This is a genomic window from Chryseobacterium sp. (assembly GCF_019236175.1).
GTDB lineage: Bacteria > Bacteroidota > Bacteroidia > Flavobacteriales > Weeksellaceae > Chryseobacterium.
Window position 1 is genome coordinate 202444 of record NZ_JAFAJM010000014.1, and the last position, 26831, is coordinate 229274.

General features: G+C 37.6%; 29 protein-coding genes. 17 read left to right on the forward strand and 12 right to left on the reverse strand.

All coding sequences use genetic code 11. The features are described 5' to 3' along the window. Positions 1-1119 (reverse strand): efflux RND transporter periplasmic adaptor subunit, encoded by a 1119-nt coding sequence (locus JO178_RS11945; RefSeq protein WP_291935739.1) that lies wholly within the window; start codon positions 1117-1119, stop codon positions 1-3. Positions 1120-1425: 306 nt separating this feature from the next. On the opposite strand from JO178_RS11945, the gene JO178_RS11950 reads away from it, so the two are divergent. Next, positions 1426-2019 carry a porin family protein gene (locus JO178_RS11950; RefSeq protein WP_291935741.1) on the forward strand — a complete coding sequence of 198 codons (594 nt, stop codon included), beginning with the start codon at positions 1426-1428 and terminating at the stop codon, positions 2017-2019. Positions 2020-2170: 151 nt separating this feature from the next. On the opposite strand, the gene JO178_RS11955 is transcribed toward JO178_RS11950, so the two are convergent. Continuing rightward, complete coding sequence (locus JO178_RS11955; RefSeq protein ID WP_291935745.1) at positions 2171-2935, reverse strand: LytTR family DNA-binding domain-containing protein; 765 nt, start codon at positions 2933-2935, stop codon at positions 2171-2173. Next, positions 2932-3990 (reverse strand): sensor histidine kinase, encoded by a 1059-nt coding sequence (locus tag JO178_RS11960; RefSeq protein WP_291935747.1) that lies wholly within the window; start codon positions 3988-3990, stop codon positions 2932-2934. The genes JO178_RS11955 and JO178_RS11960 overlap by 4 nt, the downstream gene beginning before the upstream one ends. A 287-nt stretch (positions 3991-4277) precedes the next feature. On the opposite strand from JO178_RS11960, the gene JO178_RS11965 reads away from it, so the two are divergent. The 5 genes from JO178_RS11965 to JO178_RS11985 all read left to right on the forward strand — a co-directional run bounded on the left by JO178_RS11965 (position 4278) and on the right by JO178_RS11985 (position 7323). After that, the gene (locus JO178_RS11965) at positions 4278-5102 is read left to right on the forward strand and encodes a universal stress protein (protein ID WP_291935750.1); all 825 of its coding nucleotides are present in this window, start codon (positions 4278-4280) and stop codon (positions 5100-5102) included. Between the two features lie 319 nt (positions 5103-5421). Beyond that, complete coding sequence (locus tag JO178_RS11970; protein ID WP_291935752.1) at positions 5422-5931, forward strand: hypothetical protein; 510 nt, start codon at positions 5422-5424, stop codon at positions 5929-5931. Next, positions 5928-6275 carry a tRNA-binding protein gene (locus JO178_RS11975; RefSeq protein WP_291935754.1) on the forward strand — a complete coding sequence of 116 codons (348 nt, stop codon included), beginning with the start codon at positions 5928-5930 and terminating at the stop codon, positions 6273-6275. The genes JO178_RS11970 and JO178_RS11975 overlap by 4 nt, the downstream gene beginning before the upstream one ends. Before the next feature lie 16 nt (positions 6276-6291). Further along, positions 6292-6993: a 3'-5' exonuclease gene (locus JO178_RS11980; RefSeq protein WP_291935756.1), complete on the forward strand. Its 702-nt coding sequence runs from the start codon at positions 6292-6294 to the stop codon at positions 6991-6993. A 3-nt stretch (positions 6994-6996) separates the two neighbouring features. Continuing rightward, positions 6997-7323, forward strand: a complete 327-nt coding sequence (locus tag JO178_RS11985; RefSeq protein WP_291935758.1) for an SUF system Fe-S cluster assembly protein — start codon at positions 6997-6999, stop codon at positions 7321-7323. Positions 7324-7371: 48 nt separating this feature from the next. Here JO178_RS11985 and JO178_RS11990 read toward each other — a convergent pair whose 3' ends face one another. Next, positions 7372-8208, reverse strand: a complete 837-nt coding sequence (locus tag JO178_RS11990) for a sulfurtransferase (protein ID WP_291935761.1) — start codon at positions 8206-8208, stop codon at positions 7372-7374. A gap of 143 nt (positions 8209-8351) precedes the next feature. Further along, positions 8352-9200 (reverse strand): hydroxymethylglutaryl-CoA lyase, encoded by an 849-nt coding sequence (locus tag JO178_RS11995; protein WP_291935764.1) that lies wholly within the window; start codon positions 9198-9200, stop codon positions 8352-8354. A 273-nt stretch (positions 9201-9473) separates the two neighbouring features. Here JO178_RS11995 and JO178_RS12000 point away from each other — a divergent pair, with 273 nt between their 5' ends. The 6 genes from JO178_RS12000 to JO178_RS12025 all read left to right on the forward strand — a co-directional run bounded on the left by JO178_RS12000 (position 9474) and on the right by JO178_RS12025 (position 15067). Beyond that, positions 9474-10406 (forward strand): hypothetical protein, encoded by a 933-nt coding sequence (locus JO178_RS12000; protein ID WP_291935767.1) that lies wholly within the window; start codon positions 9474-9476, stop codon positions 10404-10406. A gap of 170 nt (positions 10407-10576) precedes the next feature. After that, on the forward strand, positions 10577-11824 hold the full coding sequence (gene pepT / locus JO178_RS12005) for a peptidase T (protein ID WP_291935770.1): 1248 nt from the start codon (positions 10577-10579) through the stop codon (positions 11822-11824). Positions 11825-11830: 6 nt separating this feature from the next. Next, positions 11831-12397: a hypothetical protein gene (locus JO178_RS12010; RefSeq protein ID WP_291935772.1), complete on the forward strand. Its 567-nt coding sequence runs from the start codon at positions 11831-11833 to the stop codon at positions 12395-12397. 217 nt (positions 12398-12614) lie between these two features. After that, positions 12615-13211, forward strand: coding sequence for a porin family protein (locus JO178_RS12015; protein WP_291935774.1), 597 nt, complete (start codon positions 12615-12617; stop codon positions 13209-13211). A gap of 67 nt (positions 13212-13278) precedes the next feature. Continuing rightward, positions 13279-14340, forward strand: coding sequence for a histidine kinase (locus tag JO178_RS12020; protein WP_291935777.1), 1062 nt, complete (start codon positions 13279-13281; stop codon positions 14338-14340). Then, a complete protein-coding gene (locus tag JO178_RS12025) occupies positions 14330-15067 on the forward strand; it encodes a LytTR family DNA-binding domain-containing protein (RefSeq protein ID WP_291935780.1) in 738 nt (245 codons plus the stop codon). Before JO178_RS12020 ends, JO178_RS12025 begins: the two co-directional genes overlap by 11 nt. An 84-nt stretch (positions 15068-15151) precedes the next feature. Here JO178_RS12025 and JO178_RS12030 read toward each other — a convergent pair whose 3' ends face one another. The 5 genes from JO178_RS12030 to JO178_RS12050 all read right to left on the reverse strand — a co-directional run bounded on the left by JO178_RS12030 (position 15152) and on the right by JO178_RS12050 (position 20089). After that, on the reverse strand, positions 15152-16057 hold the full coding sequence (locus JO178_RS12030; RefSeq protein ID WP_291935783.1) for a DUF6268 family outer membrane beta-barrel protein: 906 nt from the start codon (positions 16055-16057) through the stop codon (positions 15152-15154). Between the two features lie 98 nt (positions 16058-16155). Next, positions 16156-17373, reverse strand: coding sequence for a multidrug effflux MFS transporter (locus tag JO178_RS12035; protein WP_291935786.1), 1218 nt, complete (start codon positions 17371-17373; stop codon positions 16156-16158). A gap of 168 nt (positions 17374-17541) precedes the next feature. Then, entirely contained in the window at positions 17542-18363 is an 822-nt protein-coding gene (locus tag JO178_RS12040; RefSeq protein ID WP_291935789.1) for a helix-turn-helix domain-containing protein, read from the reverse strand. 86 nt (positions 18364-18449) lie between these two features. Next, positions 18450-19514 carry a thiamine-phosphate kinase gene (thiL, locus tag JO178_RS12045; protein ID WP_291935792.1) on the reverse strand — a complete coding sequence of 355 codons (1065 nt, stop codon included), beginning with the start codon at positions 19512-19514 and terminating at the stop codon, positions 18450-18452. A gap of 80 nt (positions 19515-19594) precedes the next feature. Further along, the gene (locus JO178_RS12050) at positions 19595-20089 is read right to left on the reverse strand and encodes an acyl-CoA thioesterase (protein WP_291935795.1); all 495 of its coding nucleotides are present in this window, start codon (positions 20087-20089) and stop codon (positions 19595-19597) included. 113 nt (positions 20090-20202) lie between these two features. On the opposite strand from JO178_RS12050, the gene JO178_RS12055 reads away from it, so the two are divergent. The 4 genes from JO178_RS12055 to JO178_RS12070 are packed head-to-tail and all read left to right on the forward strand — an operon-like array spanning position 20203 to position 23373. Continuing rightward, positions 20203-21405 carry an NAD(P)/FAD-dependent oxidoreductase gene (locus JO178_RS12055; protein WP_291935798.1) on the forward strand — a complete coding sequence of 401 codons (1203 nt, stop codon included), beginning with the start codon at positions 20203-20205 and terminating at the stop codon, positions 21403-21405. A gap of 2 nt (positions 21406-21407) precedes the next feature. Next, on the forward strand, positions 21408-21815 hold the full coding sequence (locus JO178_RS12060; protein WP_291935801.1) for an energy transducer TonB: 408 nt from the start codon (positions 21408-21410) through the stop codon (positions 21813-21815). A gap of 5 nt (positions 21816-21820) precedes the next feature. Further along, positions 21821-22459 (forward strand): DUF2306 domain-containing protein, encoded by a 639-nt coding sequence (locus JO178_RS12065; RefSeq protein WP_291935804.1) that lies wholly within the window; start codon positions 21821-21823, stop codon positions 22457-22459. Continuing rightward, entirely contained in the window at positions 22456-23373 is a 918-nt protein-coding gene (locus JO178_RS12070) for a YARHG domain-containing protein (RefSeq protein ID WP_291935807.1), read from the forward strand. The genes JO178_RS12065 and JO178_RS12070 overlap by 4 nt, the downstream gene beginning before the upstream one ends. A 12-nt stretch (positions 23374-23385) precedes the next feature. Here the strand turns inward: JO178_RS12070 and JO178_RS12075 are convergent, their stop codons facing one another. Further along, complete coding sequence (locus tag JO178_RS12075; protein ID WP_291935809.1) at positions 23386-23784, reverse strand: DUF2809 domain-containing protein; 399 nt, start codon at positions 23782-23784, stop codon at positions 23386-23388. Between the two features lie 175 nt (positions 23785-23959). Here JO178_RS12075 and JO178_RS12080 point away from each other — a divergent pair, with 175 nt between their 5' ends. Then, positions 23960-24121: a hypothetical protein gene (locus JO178_RS12080; protein ID WP_291935812.1), complete on the forward strand. Its 162-nt coding sequence runs from the start codon at positions 23960-23962 to the stop codon at positions 24119-24121. A gap of 35 nt (positions 24122-24156) precedes the next feature. Here the strand turns inward: JO178_RS12080 and mutS are convergent, their stop codons facing one another. Further along, positions 24157-26745, reverse strand: a complete 2589-nt coding sequence (mutS, locus tag JO178_RS12085; RefSeq protein WP_291935813.1) for a DNA mismatch repair protein MutS — start codon at positions 26743-26745, stop codon at positions 24157-24159. Between the last annotated feature and the right edge of the window lie 86 nt (positions 26746-26831).

The following is a 26831-nucleotide window of genomic DNA, read 5'->3' on the forward strand; positions in this document are numbered from 1 at the left end:
TTATTTTGAAGGAATCACTTTGGCTGCAACCGGAGTACCATCTGTAAGTGCGTCAATCCTGTTAACGGCAATTTTATCTCCTGCATGTACTCCTTCTTTTACGAAATAATCCTGGGAAGTACTTCCGGAAACTTTAATCTGAGCCATCTTCACTTTATCCTTACCTTCCAGTTTGTATACAAAGAATTTATCCTGAATATCTTTTACTGAGGTTTTCGGAAGTCTGATTACTCCGTCCAATGCATTATGAATCAAGACTCTTGCGGTACCTCCTGATCTCAGCAGCTTATCCGGATTTTGAAAAACAGCTTTCATCTGGATACTTCCGGTAGTTCTGTCGAAGTTTCCGCTGGCATTTTCCAGTCTTCCTTTGTAAGAATACATAGAACCGTCTGCAAGGATCAATTCTACATTGTCATTATTTTGTCCTGATGCTGCGGCCCGGCTGTGTGCGATAAAGTCTGCTTCATTCATTGAAAAATAGACATTCACCGTGTTTATATTTGAAAGGTTTGTTAAAGGGGAAGCATCAGAAGGACTGATAAGATTTCCTACTCTGTTTGGAATTCTTCCTATATATCCGCTTACAGGTGCTTTGATATAGGTGAAATTCGCACTGATTTTTGAAGAGCCTAAAGAAGACTGCGCCTGTGCTACCTGCGCAGATGCCGCATTGTAACTCGCCTGCGCTGTTTTCAGCTGCATATCGGAAACTACTTTTCCTTCTACAAGAGGCTTAAGCTTTTCCACTTCCAGCCTTGCTGTTTCCTGAGCCGCCAATGCTGATTTTAGGGCAGCTGCATTGGTATTCACCTGCTCATTGTATACTGATGGATTAATTCTGAATAAAGTCTGTCCCTTACTCACATACTGTCCTTCTTTTATATATACTGCTTCCAGATAACCTGTTACCTGGGCTTTAATTTCCACATTATCCTGCCCTTCCATACTTCCCGGGTAGCCGGTAGAGACATCTTCATTTCCGGACTTCACCTGAATGAAGTCTGTAGGCAAAGCCGGTATTGGCTGGGCATTTTCCTGGCCGTTCCCTGACCCGCAGGAATACAAGACTGCAGCAGCGGTAAGTGAAAGTACCAGATATCCTTTTCTGTAATTCATAATATTGGTTTTTTTAAATTTTACAACAGCAAAATAAGCTCATATAATAAGGAGATTCATACAGAAATCAGGTGAAACGTAGTTAATCGCAGATGAAGCGTATCATACTAAAAATGAAAGGAAAACCATATATTTCAGCTATTAAAATTGAAAAAAAAGGGGTTTTCACTTTAGGATTTCAAAAATACGGTTGACATTTAAATTTATACGTTTCACGTTTAAAACTCTGGTTTCAGGTTCTTTAACACTATAATTTTGCAGTATTAAAAAATCAAAAAACAAGTCAATAATTTAAATTTTTATCAAATGAAAAAGTTTTTCGCAATCACGGCAATCATATTAGGGCTGGGTTTACAGGCTCAGCAGATGAAACCAATAAAGAAAGACTCCGGAATAGAGCTGATTCCAAAAGCAGGAATCAATATTGCGAATCAGTCTATTAAAAATGCAGACGGGGAAAAATCCAAAACCTCTTTTCAGGCAGGCCTGGGAGTAAATATACCAACAGGAATCGGCAATTTTTCCATACAGCCGGAGGTCAACTTTATCAGCAAAGGGACCCGTTTCAAAAACAACTTCGGAACTCAGACGTATAACTTCAATTATGTAGAAATTCCGGTACTGGCGAAATATAGCTTCGGACCGGTTTATATGAATGCCGGTCCTTCCATAGGTTTCCTGATGGAAAAAAATGACAGGATCAAAGAAGCTTACGGCAAAACCAGAAGTATAGATTTCGGACTACAGATGGGAGCCGGAGTGGCTATTCCTGCCGGACCGGGTAAACTGATTGTAGACGGAAGATATAATTTAGGTTTAAATAATATTTCCAACGAACAGGGGGTAAGCGTAAAAAACAGAGGCTTTGCGATCTCTTTAGGCTACGCAATTCCTTTATAATCCTCAGATCATAACTGTTTCTTTTATATCCTGATCCCTTTATGAATTTCTCATAAGGGGGTTTTTCTTTATCAGGAAGTATTTTTTAATCATAAAAAAGACTGTCCTCTTATAAGAACAGCCCTTTCTATGATTTTATAATGATCTGCAGTTAGTAATCCATCCAGGATTTGAATGAAGAAGCTTTCTCCCGGCTTACAATCACCTCCATTTCAGGTTGTTTTCTTAATTCAAGTTTAAGTTTACCATTAAAGTGATTAAAAATCTGTTTCACAGAATCTATATGAATGATAAACTGTCTGTTTGCTCTGAAAAAGAATTTCGGATCCAGCTGTTTTTCCAGCTCTTCCAATGTTTGGGGTACATTTTCAACAATCCCGGTAGTAAGCATTGCCTTACTGACTCCCAGTTCTGTATAAAAGTATAAAATATCTTCCGACAAAACGGTTTTATATCCGTCGCGATGAGGGATCAGAAATCGTTTTCTATAATCTTTAGGCTGAATATAATTAAGTAATCCTTCTATAGCAGTTCCTACAAACGGTACGGTTTCTATAAATGTTTCATACCTTCTCAACGCCAGTTCGAGCTCTTCTTCTTCAATAGGTTTCAAAAGATAATCTATACTGTTGTATTTGAATGCCTGCACTGCATACTCATCATAAGCTGTTGTAAAAATCACAGGGCTTCTTATATCGAACTTATTAAAGATCTCAAAACTCAGCCCGTCTGCCAGACGCACATCCATCATAATCATATCCGGTGCGGGATTATTTTCCAGCCAGTTCACCGAAGAGATAATCGAGTCCTCTACAGAGACGATTTCGACCTGAGGTCTCAGCTTTAGCAGAAGCCTTTTTAACCGGTCCGCATTAGGCTTTTCATCCTCAATTATTAAAATTTTATTAAGCTTCATATCAACGGAAGTTTTACAATAAATTGATTTTCATTTTTTTCTATTATCGGTTGCGGATATCCAAGAATTTCATACCGCGCACTGATGTTCGTAAGCCCGACACCTGAAGAATCTGGCTTATTGATCAAAGGTAAAAAGGTATTTGCCACTACTAATTCTTTGGATGAAGTTGTATAAATTTCTATTTCCAGCGGATGGCTTTTTGAGGTCTGATTATGCTTAATAGCGTTTTCAACCAATAACTGGACGGAAAGCGGAAGGGTATACATGGCTCTGTAGTCTTCCTGAATATCAATTTTAAATATAACGCCTTCCCCAATTCTTTTTTCAATCAAAAATATATAGGAATCCAAAAACCTTAATTCTTCTTCTAAGGCAATAATATCTTTCTTTGAATTAACCAGCAGATACCGGTACACTCTTGCAAATTTCTCTGAATATTCAAAGCCAAGCTGCTGATCTTCAAGAATTAATTCGGATAAAACACTCAGGTTATTAAAAATAAAATGCGGGTCTATCTGCAGCTTAAGAGCCTGAAGTTCAGCAGCCATAGCGGCCTGTTTATGTTTGGAGGCTCTAAGTTTATGCTGTGCTGCTTCTTCTGCCGTTTTTTTCCAGTTGGCAAGAAGGTAATCCACAGTATTAAATGCACTGATAATAAGGGAGATTACAATATTGGTAGCTACCCATTGTCCTAAAAGGGTGTATTCTTTACGGGCATCCATATCCGGGATACTATCGGAGGTGCTGTCGATAATAAAATTGATGACCATCACAATCAGTATACTTCCCACAATCTGAAGTGCACATTGAATCAGTAATCGTTTAACTGTCCGGTTCTTCCAGGGAAGTAATTTATTAAGAATCTTATCTATGAAAATACTGACTTCTGAAATAATTACCGAGAAAAGGAAAACCCATAGAAGGTCTTCAATAATCACTTGCAGCGGAGTCTGAAGATACCCTTCCCAGGCAGGATCAAAAGGATTGATCAAATATGAAAAAATACAAAAAGTAATAATAGCCACCAGCCAGATGACCAGTCTCCTTTTCATGGCCGAAAGGATTTTTTTACTTCGTATTATATTTTTCCTGATTTTAGAAACATTGTTCATATTTTCATTTGTCATGTAAAGATAAAAATAGATTTTACAAGAAGTCCTTCTATTTTACATGAGACTGCCAAAACGGGACCTGAAGTGTTAAATCGCGGACTTAAAATGATGGCTTACGTTTCATCACCTTAAAAATACATTTCAGCATCATTTTATGCAATGTCGCAATCTTTTTACTCCTTTATGAAATCTTTGTATCATAGTTTTGCCGTATCAATTTTGGAATAATGAAAACAATAATTGTCTGTACAGATTTCTCTAAAGAAGCCGAAAATGCAACCCATTATGCAGCATCTATGGCTAAAGAAAACGGGTATAAAATCGTTCTGTTTAACTTGCAGACGGTTTCAGTTCATGCCTTAAATGCTCAGGCTTCTGCTGATTTCTTCTATGAGCAGACGCTTAAGAATCAAAAAAAGATTTCTGATAAGGCTTCTGATATTTGCTCATTATATGCTATAGAAGCGGATCATTATCTGGCTTCCGGGGCTTTTATTGAAGCGCTGGAAAACTGCCTGCAGATGAATGAGGTTGATTTTGTTGTCATGGGTATGGCAGAAAAGACTATTGAAGAAAGGGTTTTCGGAAATACAGTAACCAGAGCCATTCACAGGATCAAAAAACCCATATTGATTATTCCGGACCATATTGAATACACCGGCATCAGAAAAATTCTTTTTGCCTACGATACCCATAAAAGCATGACGTGGTCTGCCATGAATGATATTTATTACTTCATCAATGAATTTAACGCTGATATTGAGGTATTCAATGTCAGTGAAAGACTGGAAGATTTTACGGAAGTCCTCCATGACATTGATCTTAATTCCGGATACGATATGGATGATATTAAATACAGCTTTAAAATGATTCAGTCTATTGAAGTGATAAAAGCCATTGAACAGGAAGTAAAATTAACCAACTCCGATCTTCTGACCATGGTTCCCTATAAGTACAATATCGTGGAATCTCTTTTCCACAGGAGTAAGACGGCTATTATGGCCTATAAAAATAAAGTCCCTTTATTATCAATTCCCTTAAACATGGATTAAGTTCAATAAAAATCTGTACACATCTAAATTATCCTTTTCGCCTTTAAAGGCTAAATTTTACACTTAATCTTGTTTAACAGGACCGGAAAGAATTCCGGTCCTGTTTTGTACGGATAACTAACCCATCGGAAACAAAAACTAAATATGAAGTCATAAAGTGAACAGACCGTTGAATACGAGTCCGGAACGGTCAGTAAGGTTACAGATCTTTTAAATCAAAGAGATACAGACCGGAATTTGATAAAATTAAATACATTTTCGGTTATCAGATCTTTACGATTCTCAATATTTTAATACATTTGTTAGAAAACCCATACAAATGAATTTTGAGCAGATTCGTTTCCATCTTGATGCTTACAAAGAACACAACCAAATTTTGGATGCTGCGAAATATCTGATCCATTCTTTTCAGCTGGAACACGAGAACTTTGCCGGATTTGGATTCAGGCAGGAATGGTCTCCTACTTCAATGCTTCTTACTGCGGAAGGAGAATTGGGAGGTCCCCAAACGGTCATGATTCCAAAGAATTTATTTGATTTTGATCTGAATCTTGTCCTGAATATGATTGCTCATGAAATGCTTCATGTAAGACAAAAAGCTCCCGGACAGGTAATAGAAGACAAAAATGAGAGAGAATTCCAGGCCTATTACGAAATGCTTACTCATAAAGTATTTCCACAGATTCCGGAAGTTTCTGATTTTCATAAAAAATTCTTCGGCGGTAAGGCGCTGGAATATTATAAAAGAATGGGAGAAGGTTCGGCGCTCCAACAAAAATATGCAGAACAGAAAACAGAAGTTGAACATTTAATGAATACATTACCATGAACTTAAAACCAGACATCACCTGGACTGATTTTGAAAAAATAGATATCCGATGCGGAACCATTATCGCAGTCAGTGATTTTGAGAAAGCAAGAAATCCTTCCTACCAGCTGGAAATAGACTTTGGAGATCTGGGTATCAGAAAATCCTCAGCACAGATTACCACTCTTTACCGGAAAGAAGAATTGATAGGAAAACAAATTTTAGCCGTGGTTAACTTTCCTAAAAAACAGATTGCTAATTTTTTCAGTGAATGTCTTGTCCTTGGATTATATGGAGAAGATAAAAACGATGTTACTCTTTTAACGCCTTCATTACCCACTAAAAACGGGATGCAGGTAGGATAGCTAATAAAAAACACACATGATACAGAACATACCATTAGAAAGAGTTTTATTTCTTGATATTGAAACCGTTCCGCAGGCGGGTTCCTGGGATGAGTTATCTGAAACCGAGCAGTATCTTTGGGACAAAAAAACCAGATTTCAGAGAAAAGATGAGGTTACAGCAGAAGAATTTTACGAAAGAGCCGGAATTATGGCCGAATTCGGGAAAATTATATGCATCAGCATTGGCATGGTTGAAAAGAATGAAACATTAAAAATAAAAAGCTTTTCAGGGCATGATGAGAAAAAAATGCTTCAGGAGTTTGGCGAAATTTTCAATAGCCCAAGACTTCGGGAGGTGATTCTCTGTGCTCATAATGGGAAAGAATTTGATTTTCCCTGGATTGCACGCCGGTATCTTATTCATGGAATGCAGCCTCCGGCTCCTTTTCAGATGTTTGGCAAAAAGCCCTGGGAGATTCCTCATCTGGATACCATGGAGCTATGGAAATTCGGAGATTATAAAAGTTTTGTATCTCTCGAACTGCTGGCTCATGTATTTGGTATTCCTACCCCGAAAGACGATATTGATGGCTCAATGGTTTCATCAATTTACTACATAGAAAAAGACTTGCAGAGAATTGTTGATTATTGTGAAAAAGATGTCTTAACTTTGGCAAATATTTTCCGGCGCATGCGTCAGGAAGATTTGTTGAAAAGGAATATCAATTTAGATTAAAAAATGAAATTTACAGACGATCAAATTGCTGACATTGGTGAGGAAATCATCAGTGTATTAAAAACCGTATACGACCCCGAAATTCCTGTAGATATTTACGAATTAGGGCTCATTTATGATGTACAGATTTCTGAAGACGGCGATGTAAAAATTGTAATGACACTTACCACTCCCAACTGCCCTGTTGCCGAGACTCTTCCACAAGAGGTAAAAGACAAAGTGGGTGAAGTAGAAAATGTAAAAAGTGTGGATTTGGAACTTACATTCGAGCCGAGCTGGAATAAGGATATGATGAGTGAAGAAGCCAAGTTTGAGCTGGGAATGCTTTAACGGCTATTAAAATATAAAACCTCAGAAAATTTCTGAGGTTTATGTTTTTTAAATATCGGTGGCCACTTCTTTTCCTTCTCTGCGGCTCCATTCGCTCCAGGATCCTACATAAAGACTGGGAATGGTAAGCCCCGCATAATCCAGGGCTAAAATGGTATGGCAGGCTGTCACCCCCGATCCGCAATGAATGATCAGACGCTCCGGCTTATTTTCCAGTAGCTTACTGTATTTTTCTTTTAAAACTTCAGGAGTAAGGAAGTTTCCGTTTTCATCAAGATTTTCAGAAAAAGGAATATTGATTGCTCCGGGAATATGTCCGGCAATCAGGTCTATGGGCTCAGATTCGCCTCTGTACCGGTATGCGTCTCTTACATCAATCACTGTGGAAGATCCGTTTTTCAATTCATTTTCAACCTCTTCAAGACTTGAAACCGGAAGTTCCCAATGGCCTCTTTTAATACCTTCCGTTTTTTCGACAGCTTCTTCTCCAGAGGAAAATTCAATTCCGTTTTTTTCTGCGGCCTGTAATCCTCCGTCAAGAACCTGAACATTTTTCAATCCGAATGCTTTCAGCATCCACCATGCTCTTGCTGCGGCATTTGAAGCATTTTTGTCATCATATACCACAATACGGGATCTTTCAGAGATTCCAAGAAGAGATAGTTTTTCCGCAAACTTTTCTAAGGAAGGAAGCGGATGTCTGCCTCCAAAAGCAGCATTTTCTCCTATCTCCGCCAGGTCTTTATCCAGGTCAATGAATCTGGCTCCTTTGATATGTTTTTCAAGATAATGCTGGTGAGCATCTTTCCCGGTCCTTGCATCAAGGATAATAAAGTTTTCCGTAGGAAGATTTTTAAATGCTGTTGATGAGATAATTGAGGACATTTTGAATTGGATTTTAAATTAATTTTTGGCTTCAGCCCATTGTATTTTAATACGTTGAAGCGAGCTAAAGCCCGCTCCTGCTGATATTTTAAATTCCTATGGATGCACTCTGATTACAGAAACTGATACATCCTGAAATTTTTTTAAAAATGAAAAATATCTTTGGCTTTGTTATAAGAACTTTCGAAGTTCAGTAAATTCAGTTTATGGTCTGCCTTTTCAACACTCATAAAATTGATAACCTGCTCTGTAGGCATATTTCCTACAAGATCATCTTTAGCCATAGGACATCCGCCAATTCCCTTGATGGCACTGTCAAATCTTCTGCATCCCTGATCATAAGCCGCCTTTAATTTTGAATAAGAATCCTCATAACGGTTATGAAAATGCCCCCCGAAATTGATTTCAGGATATTTGGAAGGAATTTTTTCAAATAAAAGAGCGATGGTATCCGGTGTCGCTACTCCAGTGGTATCGGAAAGCAGAATATCTTTCACACCTATCTCTGAAAACCTTTGTGCCCATTGATCTACATCTTCCCATTTCCACATTTCCCCATATGGGTTTCCGAAAGCCATAGAAAAATAGATATTCAGCTGCCTTCCTTCACTTTTTACCAGCTCAAGCATTTTAATAATCTCAGCAAAAGCTTCTTCCTGGCTTTTATTTGTATTTCTGTGCTGGAATGTTTCTGAAATAGAAAACGGAAATCCCAGAATATCCACCGACTGATGCTTCAGTGCTTTTTCAGCACCTCTGTAATTTCCGATAATCGCAGAAACTTTAGTATTGGAACGTGATTTATCAATATTTTCAGCAACCTCATCAGAATCTGCCATCTGAGGAATTGCTTTGGGAGAAACAAAGCTCAGGCAATCCAATACATCAAACCCAACATCCATTAAGGAGTTGATATAATCTATTTTTTTATCGGTAGGGATAAACTCTCCCCAACCCTGCATTGCATCTCTAGGACATTCGGTAAGAAACATTTTTACTTTTGATTTTCTCAAATATAATAAAACTAAACTATTTAGTATACTCTACATACAAATCTAACATTATTTTGATTTTCAAAGTTTTATATCCGATTTATAATTTCAATAACTGATATTCCATTGCCGATAAGGTATTCTAACAACAGATTTAATCAGCTCAGAACAACGTATTTTAATATATTTGATTGAAGCCCTGACTTATAAATCTGAAATAATAGACTCAGTAATCATATCCTCCGTTAATATTTTTAACCCAAAACAGTAGCCATGAAAGTTGTACTTATTTTATCACTATTTTTTTCTGTTCTATGTAACAGCCAGCAAAACAGCAATGATCATAAATATTTAGAATTAGAAACAATTTCTAAAAAATCCCGTGAGCTGAAAGACCAATATGATTCTTTAGTGGAAAAAAACAAACGCAATCTTATCAATGAGGATGGGGTATATTTTAATAAGGCCTTATATGAGCAGGAGAAGCAAAAGAAAAATGGAGAATGGATAAATCCTCTTTTATCAAAATCTACATATACTCTAAAAGCAGGAGATAATGAATTTTTTATCAAAGATGAAGGACAAGGTCTGCAAATTTATCTTACAAAAAAGGGATATCTCATGGAACAGATACACATGATCAAGAAAGATGGCAATGTGGAGAGGGTGATTAATTTTTCTGAAGGAATAAGTGCAAGCTATGATGACTACAATCACAAAATATCTGTCTATCATTTTATCCAAGACCAATACGATCCTCATAAAGAAGACCTCATGCTTTACAGGGAATATATTAATAAGCAAGTGGTATCGGAAAAGAACTACAAAAAAGATTTCAAAATCAGTAAGGAGCAAATGCTAAAAGAGCTGCCCAGTAATTTTTACTATACTGCACTGGATTATCTGGTAAGAAAGCAAGAAGAATGGCATAAAAAAAGAGAAATTGAGAAATCCGTTAATGAAATTGAAACAGAAATAAAAAAACGCTTACAGCCTGTTAAAAACAGGTTACAAACAGCACTGGAAACTAAGAATGATTTTTATAAGGAAATTAGAATTTTTAAACTGTACAATGAAAGCAACACCCCTTTCTATCATTTGACTATCCCTGAAAACCCGGCAATCACAAGTGTTTACTGGATGATAAATATTGATGGAAAATCCAATAAAATAACCCGCATAGAGCAAATAATTCCTATTGATTAATAATGGATATAATCTAAATACCTCAACCACCGGCATCCCTCATCTTACAAGTTTTAATAGAATAAAGTAAAAACTTTAATTTTAAAGATATAAGTCATGTTTTCTAAAAGGTATTCCACCCACTGTATACAAATTACGTCGTATATTTGTTCAAATTTAGAATAAATCTGATGAGTACAATAGAATTCAATCCGTTATGGAAAGAGAAATTACTGAACCGTTTTCTTAGTTATGTAAAAATATATTCAACCAGTGATGCAGAAAGTGAAACAACACCTTCTACTCCAAGACAATGGGATATTGCCAATTATATTACTGAAGAACTGAGAACCATTGGTTTGGAAGACGTTTCAATTGATGGGAACGGGTATATTATGGGTTATATTCCTTCGAATCTTGAAAACGATGACAGACCTACGATCGGCTTCATTTCCCATTATGATACATCACCTGATTTCAGCGGGGAAAATGTAAATCCTCAGGTCTGGAAGAATTATGATGGAAATGATCTTTTATTAAACCAGACGACAGGATTCACTTTATCTCCTTCAAGATTTGAAAGTTTAAAAAAATACGTCGGGCAGACCTTAATTACGACTGACGGAAATACTCTTCTCGGAGCTGATGATAAAGCAGGTTGTGCAGAAATTGTAACCGCTGCAGAATACCTGATTGCTCATCCGGAAATCAAGCACGGAAGAATTGCGGTAGGATTTACCCCTGACGAAGAAATCGGAAGAGGTGCTCACAAATTTGATGTGGCAAAATTCGGTGCTGAATGGGCGTACACAATGGATGGAGGTGAAGTTGGAGAACTGGAATATGAAAACTTTAATGCAGCCGGAGCTGTAGTAAAAATCCACGGATTAAGCGTACACCCTGGTTATGCGTATGGTAAAATGATCAATGCAGCATTACTGGCTTCTGAATTTGCACAGATGTTGCCTGCTAATGAAACTCCTGCAACCACTAAAGGGTTTGATGGTTTTTATCATTTAATGGATATCAATGCTGATATTTCTGAAGCTAAACTTCAATATATCATTCGTGATCACGACGCCGATAAATTTGAAGCCAGAAAGAAATTCATGGCGGAAAAAGTGGCTGAATTCAACCAGAAACATGGTGAAGGGACTGCTGAAGTAGAAATCAAGGAACAATACAGAAACATGAAGCAGCAGTTTGAAGGCAAAATGCACATTGTGGACCTTGCGGCCAAAGCAATGACGGAAGCGGGAATTGAACCTAAAATCAAAGCGATCAGAGGAGGAACAGACGGAGCACAGTTGTCTTATATGGGTCTTCCTTGTCCTAATATTTTCGCCGGAGGGATCAATTTCCACGGGCCTTACGAATATGTAGCGCTAGAAAGTATGGAAAAAGCTACTGAAGTTATTATTAACATCGTAAAAGCTTAATACATTATGAAAAAGCTCTTAGCATTAGCATTTATTGTCACTTTTGTTTTCAGCCATGCCCAGATTTCTGAATTTCAGAAGGCAGACTCCCGCTATGACAGAAAGAAAACGGCTCTTTATAAAAAATATCCTAAGCCTAATGATTTAAAGACTAAGCTGGAGTGGCTTTTGACTGAAGATAAAATAACGTCATACAAGAAAGCCCTGGATAAGCTTTCTACAGAGGACAAAAAAATGATTGCTTCAGATCCGCCAGCAAAGGCTAAGATCACCAAAGAAGCGGAGTACGACAAAGGAAAAGCAGCCTATCTAAGGCTTTTATATGAAGCTGTAGATCTTAGTTTTTTAAACTATGCTTCGGATTCTTATAAAGCAACCATGAGTTTTGTGGTAGATTCTAAGGGACATGCTCTTGATGCTCAGGTAAAAGGGAACAATGAAGATGTGAATGCATTCATTGAGGCCGCTTTTTATCGCATCAGAGAGAAAGGCCAGTGGAAACCGGCAGAAAGTAGCGGTAAACCTGTATCTTCTACAGTTACCCTTCCTCTGGTACTGACATTTAAAAAATAAATACCATCCCTCTACTGCACAGTGGAGGGATTTTAAAAAATACGCTGTTCAGCTTCAAGATGATGTAAAACCGGAAGAATATTCTTCCGGTTTTTGTATGGAGTATATTTCCCTACAAAAGAATCTTATCATAAGATTCCTGCCGTTCATCAAATAAAATTTCATCCCATCTTCAGGAATTGTTGTTTTGCATCCAATTTCTAACAATAATCAACTTATGAAACAACAATTTTTAGCAATCAGTGCATTCTTATTGTGCATCGGCAGTTCAATTCATCTACAGGCACAGCAGACACCGGCTTTTCACATCGGGGTCAAGGGCGGAACCAATTTTACAAAGACCTCAACGGAGTCCTCTTCCTTGGAAGGGAAATACGGATTCGGTTATCAGGCAGGGCTAATGACCAGAATGGATATCGGAAAGCTTTACGTACAGGGAGAAGCCTTATTCAACAAAAGAAAAACATCTTACGAATCAAAAGACGGAACTTCTGCAAAACTGTCATGGAATTCTATTGATATCCCGGTGGTTGTGGGATATAAGGTAGTAAAAACCGATGATTTTAATCTGAGAGTATTTGCAGGAGGTGTATACAGCTATGCTTTTAAAAATAATCTTTCAACCTCTGCAGCCATACGGGAAGGTTTCGAAAAGTTTGATAAATCCAATATCGGAATTACCGGGGGTATCGGAGTGGATTACAAAAATTTTACCGTAGATCTAAGATACGAAAATGGCCTTTCCAATGTCAGTAAAGTATTTAAATCCAAACCTCACAGTTTCAGTCTTGGGATAGGTTATTTCTTATTCTAAAAACTTGATTTATCTTTACCATTAGAAACTGTATCACTGCAGTTTCTATTTTTTTACCAATTTACTTATGACGAAATCTTTTGTTTTAAAAGAATATATATTCACTTTTATGTTCTGGCTTGTTTTAACCATTGTATTATGGTGTAATTTCCAGACTGAGACCGAGAAATACCTGGCTATGCTCCAGGCAGTGATCATTGCTGTCAGTTCTTTTATGCTCACCCATTTTTTAACTAACCGGCTTCTTCCAAAAGCTTTATGGACAAAAAATATGAAACGTTTTCTGATCCAGGCAGCACTGGTTATTTTCATTTTAAGTGTCATATTTTCTGTTATTTTCACCTATCTTGAGGCAGCACCCAAACAACAGCTTCCTTCTGAATTTTCAGGCCATCTTCCTTTTTTATGGCGGGGCTTTTATATGTCTTTACCGGCTTCATTTCTGATCAACGGATCTGCATGCGGAATCAAATTCTATAAAGAACACGGAAGAATAGAACGGGATCACATCCTTCTTCAGCAGGCTCATCTTGAAAATCAGCTTAAATTACTGCAGGATCAGATCAATCCTCATCTGGTATTCAATATTATGAATCATATTCACATTCTGATGAAAACAGATACACAACTTGCTGATTTTCTGCTGATGAAATTTTCAGACATTCTTCGCTATCAGCTGTATCACTGCAATCAGAGCCTGGTTCCTCTGGATAAGGAAATTGAGTATTTGCAGAATCTTGTGGAAGTAGAAAAGCTGAGGTGGGGAAATGAACTCGAAGTGGAGGCCCTATGGGAAATCAATAATAAAAAGGCAGATATTGCCCCGTTACTACTGGTTCCTTTTATTGAAAATGCCTTTAAATACGTGTGCAGACTTCCCGGACATACAGGTTATATTAAAATCCACTGTAAGGAAAAACACGGCAATCTTTCCTTTTATGTTGAAAATTCTTATTCTGATATGATCAAGTATAGAAAAAAGGAAAAAGAAGGCGGGATTGGTCTTCAGAATGTAAAAAAACGTTTAAAATTACAATATCCTGATTCTCATAACCTGAAAATTGAATCAAATAATCTCGTTTATACCGTAAGTTTATCCTTAGAATTATCCAAAGAAAATGAACAGTAATAATATCCCTAAAATGAAATGCCTGATTGTGGATGATGAGCCACTGGCAAGATTCCACCTGAAGGAACTGGCAGATCAGATTGATTTTTTATCTGTTGAAGGAACCTGTGCTACTGCACTGGAAGCTGACACTAAAGTAAAGGAAAGCGAAATAGATCTTCTTTTTCTGGATATTAATATGCCTTATCTGAGTGGTCTTGAATTTCTGGAACAGCTTGAAAATCCTCCTTTATGTATTCTTACCACGGCCTATTCCGAATATGCACTGGAAGGATTCCGTTTACAGGTAGTAGATTATCTTTTAAAGCCGATTGCTTTTAATCGTTTTTATCAGGCGGTCAATAAAGCCCAGCAACAGTTTATTATCAGTGAAAAACATAAAAAAAATGTACCGCTGGATGATCCTTTTCTCTACGTAAGGCAATCCGATTCCTTTATTAAAGTTTCATGGGTTGATATTTTATACATTGAAAGTATGCAGAATTATACCAAGCTTCATTTTAAGGATAAGGCTCTGATCATTCATCAGACGATGAAGGCTATTGAAGAATCTCTGCCTTCCGAACATTTTTTCAGAATCCACAAATCATTCCTGATTAATATTTTACATATTGATATGATTTCCGGAGGCCGTCTGTTTATTAATAAAACCGAGCTCCCTATTTCCCGTACCAGAAAAGAGGAATTACTTAATCAGGTGGTCTATAAAAAGTTAATTAGTAAGTAAAAAATGGAGGCCGGAAGAAAGAAGTAAGGCTTTTAATTTTATGACAATCGCCTTTAAATAATCTCTTTCCTCCGGCTTCCAGCCTTATAAATTCCAGCGTAATGCAACAGCAACATAGAATGTACTGGCAAATCTGGGATCTTCCATCTTTTTAGTTTTAAAAATATTTTTGATCTTTCGGTCACTTTCGCTGAAACTTCTCAACAGAGCAGTTCCTCCGGTAACACGAAGACTGAGTTTATCACTCAGTTGAATTTCAGGTCTCAGACCTGCTGTAATCTGCTGATAACCTACTAATACAGACTTACCATCTTTATTTCTTTCCGCAGACATCCCGCTGAGATCAATGGCAGCCTTTAAAGAAAACTGATCTGAAAACTGGTATCCCGCTTCCATTCCTTCAGGGAAGTTGATTCTTACTTTGATTTTTCCATTGGTTTTCCAGTCGAAATAAATCCATGGTAACACCATAGGAACACCAAATGCCGTGGTAAGAATCGGGCCACCGCCCAGTGCAAGATTAGGATTAAAATGTCTCACAAATACAATTCCTCCCTGCCCCAATACATCATCAAAACTTATTCGTTCCAGATCAGTATATACTCCCACTGAAGCCATCATCATTATACTCCATTTCTTGCCCAAAGGACGCATATGCTGAATTCCTATTTGAGCATTGAGCATTTGAGAGGGAAATAACGGGGTTTCATAATTCTTATGGGTCATCTTTGCATACGATCCGCTCAATAACATTGACCAGGCTTTTACTTTACCGTTACTGTCTTTTTTTACAGATAAAGGGATATTTAGATTCAGCCCTACCCTTTTAAAATCACTGGTGGAATTTGTTTTTACGCTATCTTCCGGTCGGATATAGCTGGAAGCCGGAATATATTCGGTTTTCAGCTCGGCAGATATTCCGGATTGTGCACTGACCCAGTATCCTAATGGCAGCAGACAGCAAAAAGCCGTCACAAGGTTTCTCTTCATAATTTAAATTTTATGCAAAGAGAAACCTTTGTGCATTTTTTACAAAAATTACTTGATTAAGTGCCCGGATTCTATGACGACAGGATTAAATAACAGGATTAAAAATCTTCCAAAGAAGCTTCTGCCGGAACAGTTGTTTTCTGGCTTTTGAAAATACGATATCCAAACCACACTGCCATTGCAGCCATTCCTGTACGCGTTACCACCATTGGCATGATTGAACCTGCTTCTAATAAGCCCAGTAACCCCGACATCAGAAAAGTCACCATCAACTGCATAAATCCGAGGAGCGCGGCAGCGGTTCCACGGCCTTCTTTAAAAGGTGATAAAGCGTGAGCGGATGTAATAGGAAACAATATTCCAATGGCAAGTAATGACAGATACAACATTGCTATTTCTAAGGCTACAGATAAATTTTCAGCAGCAATCAGAATATGCAGAGCACAAACCACCAGTAATACCATCGTAGCGATAAACAAAAGTGCTGAGTTGCTTATTCTCCTGATCAGCCTGGGAGTAATATAGGCTGCCGTTATCAGAGCCAAAGAGTTAAAAGCAAAGATAAAGCTAAAGACTCCGCTAGAGAACCCGTGAAGCTCCATAAATAAGAACGGCGCATTCGAAATATAAATAATAAGAGAGGCAAAAGCAATACTTCCCACCATGGTACTGTTGATAAAATCCCGGTTTGAAATAATCATTTTCAGCTGGTCCTTTACTCCTTTTTCGTCTTGATGTATATCTGGCTGGCTGATTCTGGTATTCGTTTCCGGAACATATTTGTACACCATAAAAAGGGTGATCAGTCCCATAATACACAGAAAGGCAAAAGAGCTGTTCCAGCCCCAGAATTTAAGAAATACACTTCCTAAAAGAGGAGCTACAATAGGTGCAATACCGCTTATCTGGGATTGTTGTGAGAAAATAGTAACAGACTTCTGCTTATCATAAAGATCAATAATGATAGCTCTTCCGATAACAATCCCTGCACTTCCTCCAAAAGCCTGCAGAAAGCGCATGGCCCATAAAACATAAATATCTGAGGTAAAATAGATGGCTGTTGCTCCTATAATAAAAAGTAAAAGCCCACAATACAACATAGGTTTACGCCCTTTTTTATCTGATAAGGGCCCCCATAATAACTGCCCGAAAGCAAATCCTGCAAAGAAAACAGAAATGGATATCTGGATATGCCCGATATCGGTTTTAAAAATATCCGCCATACTTGGAAAAGCGGGAAGGTAAAGGTCTATACTTAAGGACTCCAACGTGTTGAGCAGTGCTAAAATAAACACTACAATATTTAACTTCTTCATAAACAATGATAAGCCTCAAAGGCGATTTTTCAGTCTGCAAAATTGACTAAAAAACCAAAAGCTTACAATAAAACAACTGAAGGAAGACCAGCACAAACTGAGGATCAGCCTTAGCATTCATATTAAATTTATCCCCTCAAAACCACACAGAACGGAACATTCTGAGGATTAGCCATTTCCGGATTTAAAACTGTCGGGATTCTGCCCTGTATGTTTTTTAAAGAATCTGGAGAAATAAGATGCATCTCTGAATCCCAGCTTAAAAGCAATTTCCTTCACTGTAAGCGCTCCAAAGCTAAGTTCTCTTTTGGCTTCCAGAATAAGGCGCTGGCTAATCATTTTTTTTACCGTTGTTCCTCTCAAAAGACGTACAATATCATTCAGATGATGGGTGCTTATCTTTAATTTTTCCGCGTAGAAACCGGTTTCTTTATGCACTATATAATATTTTTCAATAAGCCCTACCAATTCCTGAATTCGTTGACGGTCATGCAATAACGGCTCCTGAGGATTAATTTGTTCCGCAATGATGATACAAAATGCTTTCAGATAAGTCTTTAAGAGTTCAGTTCTTGAGGCTCCATTGTACTCATTTTCAATCAGTGACAGGATGGCACTGCATACATTTTCACTTTCGGAATGTAAAAAAAAGGGAAGCACTCCTCCTGTAAGTACCCATTCTATATCACAGGCTTCGTTGAAAATCTCCCGGCTTATAGCCATTGCATATCCTACCTCTCCTTCTATTTTCATATTGAATGCCTGTCCGGGTGCAATGATACAGATTTGGTTGTTCCCAAGCTTATAGCTTTCAAAGTCCAATTCTAAGCGGCTGTTTTCATATACTTCTCTGAACCATATAATTTCAAAAAAATTATGGCGGTGAACATCATGAAAATTTTCCGGTCCTGCGGCTGTCAGAGTGCTCATCTGAAATTCTTCAGAAGTCAGATGATGAACGGGAATATCTTTTTCTGTTGAACTCATCATATATTCATCATGTATTTTGTGTGATAAACAGAAACCACAGCAAAAAAGCTGCGGTCCCCCTACAATATTTACAATTAAATGTAATTTTATCCGTTTTGCTGATTGCCTAAAAAAGCATCCCATCCCTGTGCGGTAAGTGCTACCAGCTGATTGGAGCCTCTTGCCACCATAAAGTTTCCGTCTTCTTTTTCTACCGCATGCCCGATAATGGTAAAATCAGGATGATTTTTTATTTTATCAAAATCATTCGGAGCAATCGTAAACAGTAATTCGTAGTCTTCTCCACCGCTTAAAGCGGTCATTACAGGATTAAGGTTCATTTCATCAGCTGTAGAAATCGTAAGACTATCCATTGGAATTTTTTCTTCGTATAATCTGAATCCTACATTCGACTGATCGGAAAGGTGAAGGATTTCAGAAGCCAGACCATCAGAGATATCAATCATAGAAGTTGGTTTGATATCCAGTTCTTCCAAAATTGCTTTAACATCTGTTCTTGCTTCAGGTTTCAGCTGTCTCTCAAGAATGTAATCATACCCCTCCATCTCCGGCTGCATATTAGGGTTTGCCAGATAAACGGCATGCTCTCTTTCCAGAACCTGAAGCCCCATATATGCTCCACCTAAATCTCCTGTTACCACCAGAAGATCATTCGCTTTTGCCCCGTTTCTCTTTACAAGATTCTCACCATTTTCAATACCTACAGCTGTGATACTCATTACCAGTCCCGAATTAGAGCTGGTTGTATCTCCTCCGATAAGATCAACCTTATATCTCGTACAGGCTGCCTGAATACCGGCGTAAATTTCTTCTAAAGCTTCTACCGGAAAACGACTTGAAACAGCCAGAGATACCAGGATTTGCGTAGGCACCGCATTCATGGCCGCTATATCACTGAGATTAACTACCACAGCTTTGTATCCTAAGTGCTTTAAGGGCACATAGCCCAGATTAAAATGTACCCCTTCTGCCAAAACATCGGTTGTAAGGACTACTTTTTTATTTTCAGGATTGATAACTGCCGCGTCATCTCCCACTCCAAGCTCTGAGGAATCATTAGATAAAGGGAAATGCTCGGTCAGATGCTTAATAAGGCCAAATTCTCCTAATTTCGAAATCGGGGTTAGTTCCTGTGATTTATCTTCAAACATAAATTGTTGTATTAATGTACACTGTAAAAATCAATACTATTTTTACAATTCTTTCTGTAATATTAAATGCTGAAATTCAATTATTTAGTAAATTCCGCCGGGTCAATATTGTGCGGATGAAAAGGAAATTTTTTAAAGTCTTCTTTTGTAAGTACCACAGTTTCCGGGCTCTTATATTTATTCATTGCTTCTATCACATCATCCGGCGGAGTTGTCATTTTTCTCAGCATCATATCAATCCAGACTCCGGTTGCTTCAGAAGTTGCACAATGCACACCATCCGGTGTATAGAATTTATGGACAAAACGATAGATAGAAGAATCATCTGAGCATCCGTCTATTTCCACACTTACAATGACCGTCTGATCAGCATAAATTTCTTTGAAAAAAGAATATCTTTCATGTAAGATTACCGGACCTATCCCCCATCTGCTTAATTGGGTAACTCCCATTTTTTCTTTCGTCATAAAAGCCATTCTGGCCTGAGCACAGTATTGTACATATGATGAATTGGCCAAATGCTTGTTGGCATCAAGGTCACTCCAGCGTACTTCGAATGTATGGTAAAATATCATATGAAAATCTTTTTTGGGATCATTAAATTATATTCTTCAAAAATACTCAAATAAGATGGTTTATAAAAATTGTACTTTTGGAAAAATAATCTTCAGCATAGGATTACACATACATGAAACATATCATTATTATCGGAGGCGGGGCTGCAGGCTTTTTCTGCGCGTCGAACCTTGACGAAACGAAATACAATATTACCATTTTAGAACAGAATTCGGATGTCCTTCAAAAAGTGAAAATATCCGGCGGGGGACGCTGTAATGTCACCCATGCCTGTTTTGATCCAAGGGAGCTGGTACAATTTTATCCCCGTGGAAATAAAGAACTTCTTAGTGTTTTCACCAAATTTCAGCCGGGAGACACTATGGAATGGTTCGATCAGCGAAATGTTCCTTTAAAAATTGAAAATGATAACCGTACTTTTCCGGAAAGCAATTCTTCCCAAACCATTATCAATACTTTTTTGAATGAGACACAAAAGAAAAATGTTATCGTCAAAACAAAATGCACCGTCAAAGAGATTGAAAAACAAGATAATAAGTACCTCATCAGAACCACTTCCGGAGATTTTGAGGCAGATTATATAGTGTATACAACCGGCAGTTCTCCAAAATCACTGAAAATCATTGAAAATCTGGGGCATAAAATTGTCAATCTTGTCCCTTCCCTTTTTACTTTCAATATTAAAGATGAGTTGCTAACAGCACTTCCGGGAACAAGTTTTGAAAACGCAGGTATTTCAATTCCCAAGCTGAAAACCGAAGAAAGCGGCCCGCTGCTGATTACCCATTGGGGACTTTCCGGACCTGCTGTTTTAAAAATTTCCGCATGGGAAGCGATAAGCCTTGCCCGTTTACAGTATAATTTTGAAATTGAAGTTAATTTTATTTCTACCCCAGTAGATGAAGCAGAAGAAGCTTTTCAGAATTTCAAACAATCCAATCCTAAAAAGACCATCGGACAATCGAAAATTTTTGACATTACCAACAGGTTCTGGCAAAAGATCCTGGATATTTCAAAAGTTGACCTCAATAAACAGGTAGCCAATATTTCGGGAAAAGAAATGCAGACTATCCTGGAAAATCTTTGTAAAAAGAAATTTCAGGTGACCGGAAAATCAACTTTTAAAGACGAATTCGTAACCGCAGGAGGTGTTGATTTAAAGGAAATTAATTTTAAAAATATGTCTTCAAAACTTCTTCCTAATTTTTATATTGCCGGAGAAGTATTGAATATAGATGCTGTAACCGGTGGATTTAATTTTCAGGCTTGCTGGAGCGAAGGCTGGTTGATTGCACAAGATCTGAATACTTTATAACCATGAAAAAAATAGTATTATCGTTGCTTTTAGGAAGTTTCACTTTTTTTCAGGCACAAAAAACAGAAACGTCTCCCTCTCAGGATCATTCCAGAGATCATTATATTCCCGATGCCTCTAAACCTGCAGAATACCCGGGTGGTTTTACGGCATTCAGAATGGAAGTATCAAGAAAAATCAGGACAAATAAAATAATAGGGACAAAAGGAGTTATACGTGCCAATGCAAGATTTTCAGTCAGCAATAAAGGTGAGATAGAAAAAGTCGTAGTAACGGGAGATAATGAAAGCTTCAACAGAGAAATCGAAAACGCTGTTAAATCGATACACACGCGATGGAAACCTGAAGAATACAAAGGAACACCCGTATCTGGCTGGTATAATATCTCATTTACGTTCAGTTTTGATTAAATACGATGCTTTCAGCTAAAAGAAATATTTCAAGGCTCTCTAAAATCCTATTGATCACAGGGTTTGGATATTTCTTTTGGCTGATGTTAAAAATCACACTGGAATATATTCCTTTTAATCCGAATGTAAGCTTTCTGATGATTAAACAAACTGAGGTGGAACAAAAACCGGAATACCTTTATTTTTTCTACACTCACGTTTATACCAGTATTTTTATACTTCTTTCAGGTTTTCTGGCGATTCTCAGGAAAGATTTCGGTGTAAAAAATTTTCACAAAAACATGGGAAAAATCTATATTTTTCTCATTCTGATACTGGCTGCTCCATCAGGAATTTATATGGGCTTCTTTGCCAACGGAGGAATTTTATCCAAAGTTTCCTTCGTGATACTGGGCATCTTATGGTGGTGTTCCACTTTTAAAGCCTACCGGCTGGCCCTACAACGTAAGTTTAAAGATCACAAACAATGGATGTGGCGAAGCTTTGCTTTTACTTTATCTGCCATTACCCTAAGAATGTGGAAGGTTATTATTGTATATTTATTTCACCCCGATCCTATGGATGTTTACCAGATTATTGCCTGGGCAGGATGGGTTCCTAATATCCTTATTATTGAATATTTAATCACAAAAAAACAGATATGAAAATTGTAAATTACACCTTAATTTCCTTATTGACAGTCTCTTTGGCAAGCTGCAAAAAGGAAGGAAAAACAAACGAATCCGGGAAAGATTCCCTGACCGCAAAGAAAGATTCTGTTATCATTCCTGAAATTCACAAAGAATACTACGGAATCTATACCGGAGAATTCTTCGGAGCAGAAAAAATGATTGATGAAACTGATGGTTCTGAATATGAAGGAGGAACCTACAAGAAAATCTCTTTAAAAATCAACAGAATCACTAAAGACAGTGTCTACGGACAAAGCATCGTAAGCGGCAATCAAAGACCCTTCAGAGGAATATTTAATGAAACCTCCGGCTCTTTTATTCTGGATGAACCCGGTAATGATAAAACGGACGGAAGATTTGAAGTAAAACTGAAAGGAGACAGCTTAACCGGTAAATGGAATGCTTTTAATAAAACTGCGGTAAAAGCGCCTGCAAAAGATCTTAAATTAGTCAAAAAAGAATTTGTTTATAATCCCAATTTCATGCTGGATAAAGACTCTAATCTGGTAGACTGGTCTAACCCAAAAGAATTTGTAGAAAAATATACCGATGACACCGGAAAAACGGAAAGCTATACAACATCTAAAAACCGGGTAGCCTCTGAAGCGATATTTAAGCTTAATGCTTCCAAACAGAAACTCACGGAAAAAGATCTTAAAAACCTAAGAAAACTGGATCTCGAGATTATCAAAAACTCAGTATTTGCAAGACACGGCTATTCTTTTAAAAAAGAAACATACAGAAATTTCTTTGAACAAACGGACTGGTATATTCCGGTATCCAATAATGTAGACCACGACCTTTCACCTCTGGAAAAAGAAAATGTGGCTTTACTGAGCCGTTTCACCAAATATGCAGAAGATAAATACGACAGCTTTGGAAGATAGATCTCTTAGAAATTATGAGATTGAAGCTAAGCTTTTAGAGGTCTTCATTCTTATAAAGATGAATAAAAATAAGCAGCCTACGGCATAACACAGCATATCAATCCATGAAAATGAATTTCCGATCACAATATACATCAGGCTTCCCTTTCGGAAGCCTAATTTTTCGGCTATATTAAAATACTGTCCTCCCTCAATCAGAAAAGAAAATATCAGAATTCCCAGAATCAGCTTCTGATTACTATTTACCTCTATAAAGCTCTTTATTAAGGTATAAAGCAGCATTACTACAATAACATCGCCCAGATAGGCTCTGATAAAAAAGATGTTTTTTAGTACGGTAGCGATGAGAACTTCAACAAGGAAGATCAATAGGGTCAGAAGAAAATATTTCAGGCTAAATTTAAATTTCATTGTTATTATTCCTGTTTAGATCTTACACTTCAACAAATATATCAAAACTCACGCATTGGCAGCAAAAAAGCATAAAACACTCATTATCCGCGAAATAAAACAACACAAAATACTCACAATCAATTGAATTAGTCAATATTTTTGTATATTAGCTTACAATCAAATTAAAAATATCATGAAAAAATCAAACATTCAAACGAGAAAACTGACTAAAAAAGAAATGAAGGAAATCAGTGGGGCAAGACCGTTCTGTCCATTGGTAGTAAGCTGTTTTGATCCTTCTACCGGACAGGAGATGTATGGGGTTCACGGGATTCAGGACGGCCCTTGCTGCTAGTCGGCATCTTCTTGTTATAATAAAAAATGATTGGGTTAACCTCCAATCATTTTTTTTATGGCATTCAGCTTCATTAAAGCTTCAATGGGTGTCAGTGTATTGATATCTATTTTGGTAAGCTCCTCACGGATATTTTCCAGTACAGGATCGTCCAGCTGGAAGAAAGAAAGCTGCATATTTTCTTCAGTTACTCTTTTCATACTCTCCGATGTTCCGCCGCTCTGAGCTCTGCTGGCTTCAAGTGTTTTAAGGATCTCATTCGCTCTGCTTACCACCTTCGCGGGCATTCCGGCTAATTTAGCAACATGAATACCAAAGCTGTGTTCACTGCCTCCCGGAACCAGCTTTCTAAGGAAAATAATATTTCCTTTATTCTCCTGAATGGAAACATGGAAATTCTTCACTCTTTCAAAATTCACCGTCATTTCGTTCAGCTCATGATAGTGGGTTGCAAACAGGGTTTTAGCCTGAGTCGGATGCTGATGAAGGTATTCTGCAATGGCCCACGCAATGGAGACTCCGTCATACGTAGAAGTACCGCGTCCTATCTCATCCAGAAGAATAAGGCTTCGTTCCGAAATATTATTCAGGATATTGGCTGCTTCGTTCATTTCAACCATGAAAGTAGATTCGCCGGCAGAAATATTATCTGTCGCTCCTACTCTGGTAAAAATTTTATCAAGCAATCCGATCTCTGCATGTTTCGCGGGTACAAAACTTCCGATTTGTGCTAAAAGACAAACAATTGCCGTCTGACGCAGAATTGCTGACTTACCGGCCATGTTTGGCCCTGTAACCATAATAATCTGCTGAGCATCTTTATCTAAAAAGATATCATTTGGAATATATTTTTCTCCCAACGGAAGAGCATTTTCAATAATCGGATGCCTTGCTTCTTTTAAATCAATCGCGTATCCGTCATTCAGAATGGGCTTTGTATAACTTTCAGAAACGGCCAGTTCGGATAATCCGGCAGCCACATCAAGCTGGGCAATGATATGGGAGTTCTGCTGAATCTGGTCGATATAAACCATTGTTTCGGCACATACATTTCTGTACAGCTCATTTTCCAGAACACCTATTTTCTCTTCTGCACCCAGAATCTGATTTTCATATTCTTTTAATTCTTCTGTTATATACCGCTCAGCGTTCACGAGAGTCTGTTTTCTTACCCAGTCTGCGGGAACTTTATCCTTATGTGTATTTCTAACTTCAATATAATATCCGAAAACATTATTGAAATCAATTTTAAGACTTGAAATTCCCGTTCGTTCAATTTCCCTCTGGCACATTTCATCAAGGAATCCGCGTCCTTTACTTTGAAGACCCCTCAGTCTGTCAAGTTCTTCAGAAACTCCTTCTTTAATTACATTTCCTTTGGCAATACTCACAGGAAGTTCCACGTTAAGATTATTTTGTAAAAACCTGATCAGTTCTTCCAGATCATATAACGGTTCCAACCAGGCCAATACTTCTGCATGAGAATGAAGGAGTCCTTTTATCATATGGATATTGATTAAACTCTGACGCAGGTACCCCAATTCTTTGGGTGAAATTTTTTCTGCCGCCAGTTTTCCCATTAATCGGTCCAGATCAGAAATAGACTTTAACAACTGGCTGATTTCATATTTCAAAGGGTCGTTTTCATTTAAAAAATCAATCAGAGAAAGTCTTCTCATAATCTCATCCACTGATTTTAAAGGAAGTATGATTCTTCTTCTCAGGAGTCTTCCTCCCATCGGAGTGGATGTTTTATCAATAATATCAAGCAATGATTTGCCCTGAGCATTACTCGGATAAACGATTTCCAGATTTCTTAAGGTGAAATTATCCATCATCAGATACTCTTCCTGAGGAATGATCTGAAGCCTGGTAATATGAGAAAGCAGGTTATGATGGGTATCTTCCACCAGATAGGCAAAAATGGCACCTGCTGCTGTAATCGCTAATGGAAGGTTTTCTACCCCAAACCCTTTTAAAGAACTGGTTTTAAAGTGGTTTGTTAATTTTTCGTAGGCAAAATTATACTGAAATGCCCAGTCTTCAAGTTTAAAAGCATTTTTATTTTTAATCTGTTCCGGAATCTGTACGCTTCTCTGGAAAATAATTTCACTCGGATCAAAAGTATTTACAATATGCTGAAGCTTATCCAGATTTCCTTCACTGACTAAAAACTCACCCGTAGAAATATCTACCAATGCTATTCCGTATTTTTCTTTCTCCTTATGTAAAGAAAGCAGGAAGTTATTCTTTTTGGAATTTAATACCTGGTCGTTAAATGTCACTCCGGGAGTCACCAGCTCGGTAACTCCTCTTTTTACAATTCCTTTTACCATTTTCGGATCTTCCAGCTGATCACAGATGGCCACTCTCATCCCGGCTCTCACCAGTTTCGGAAGATAAGAATCTATGGAATGGTGTGGAAACCCGGCCAATTCAACACTTCCTTCCCCGTTATTTCTTTTGGTCAGAACAATGCCCAGAATCTGAGATGTTCTTACTGCATCCTGCCCAAAAGTTTCATAAAAATCTCCCACTCTGAAAAGTAAAAGTGCATCAGGGTACTTTGCCTTGATGGTATTATACTGTGTCATTAATGGAGTTTCCTTCTTCGATTTTGCCATAGTAAAAAATGAGCCCCAAATTTAGAAAAATAAATCAGGCTTATAGAATTGTTTCCCCGTTAATCTTTCTATAAACTTTTTCTTAT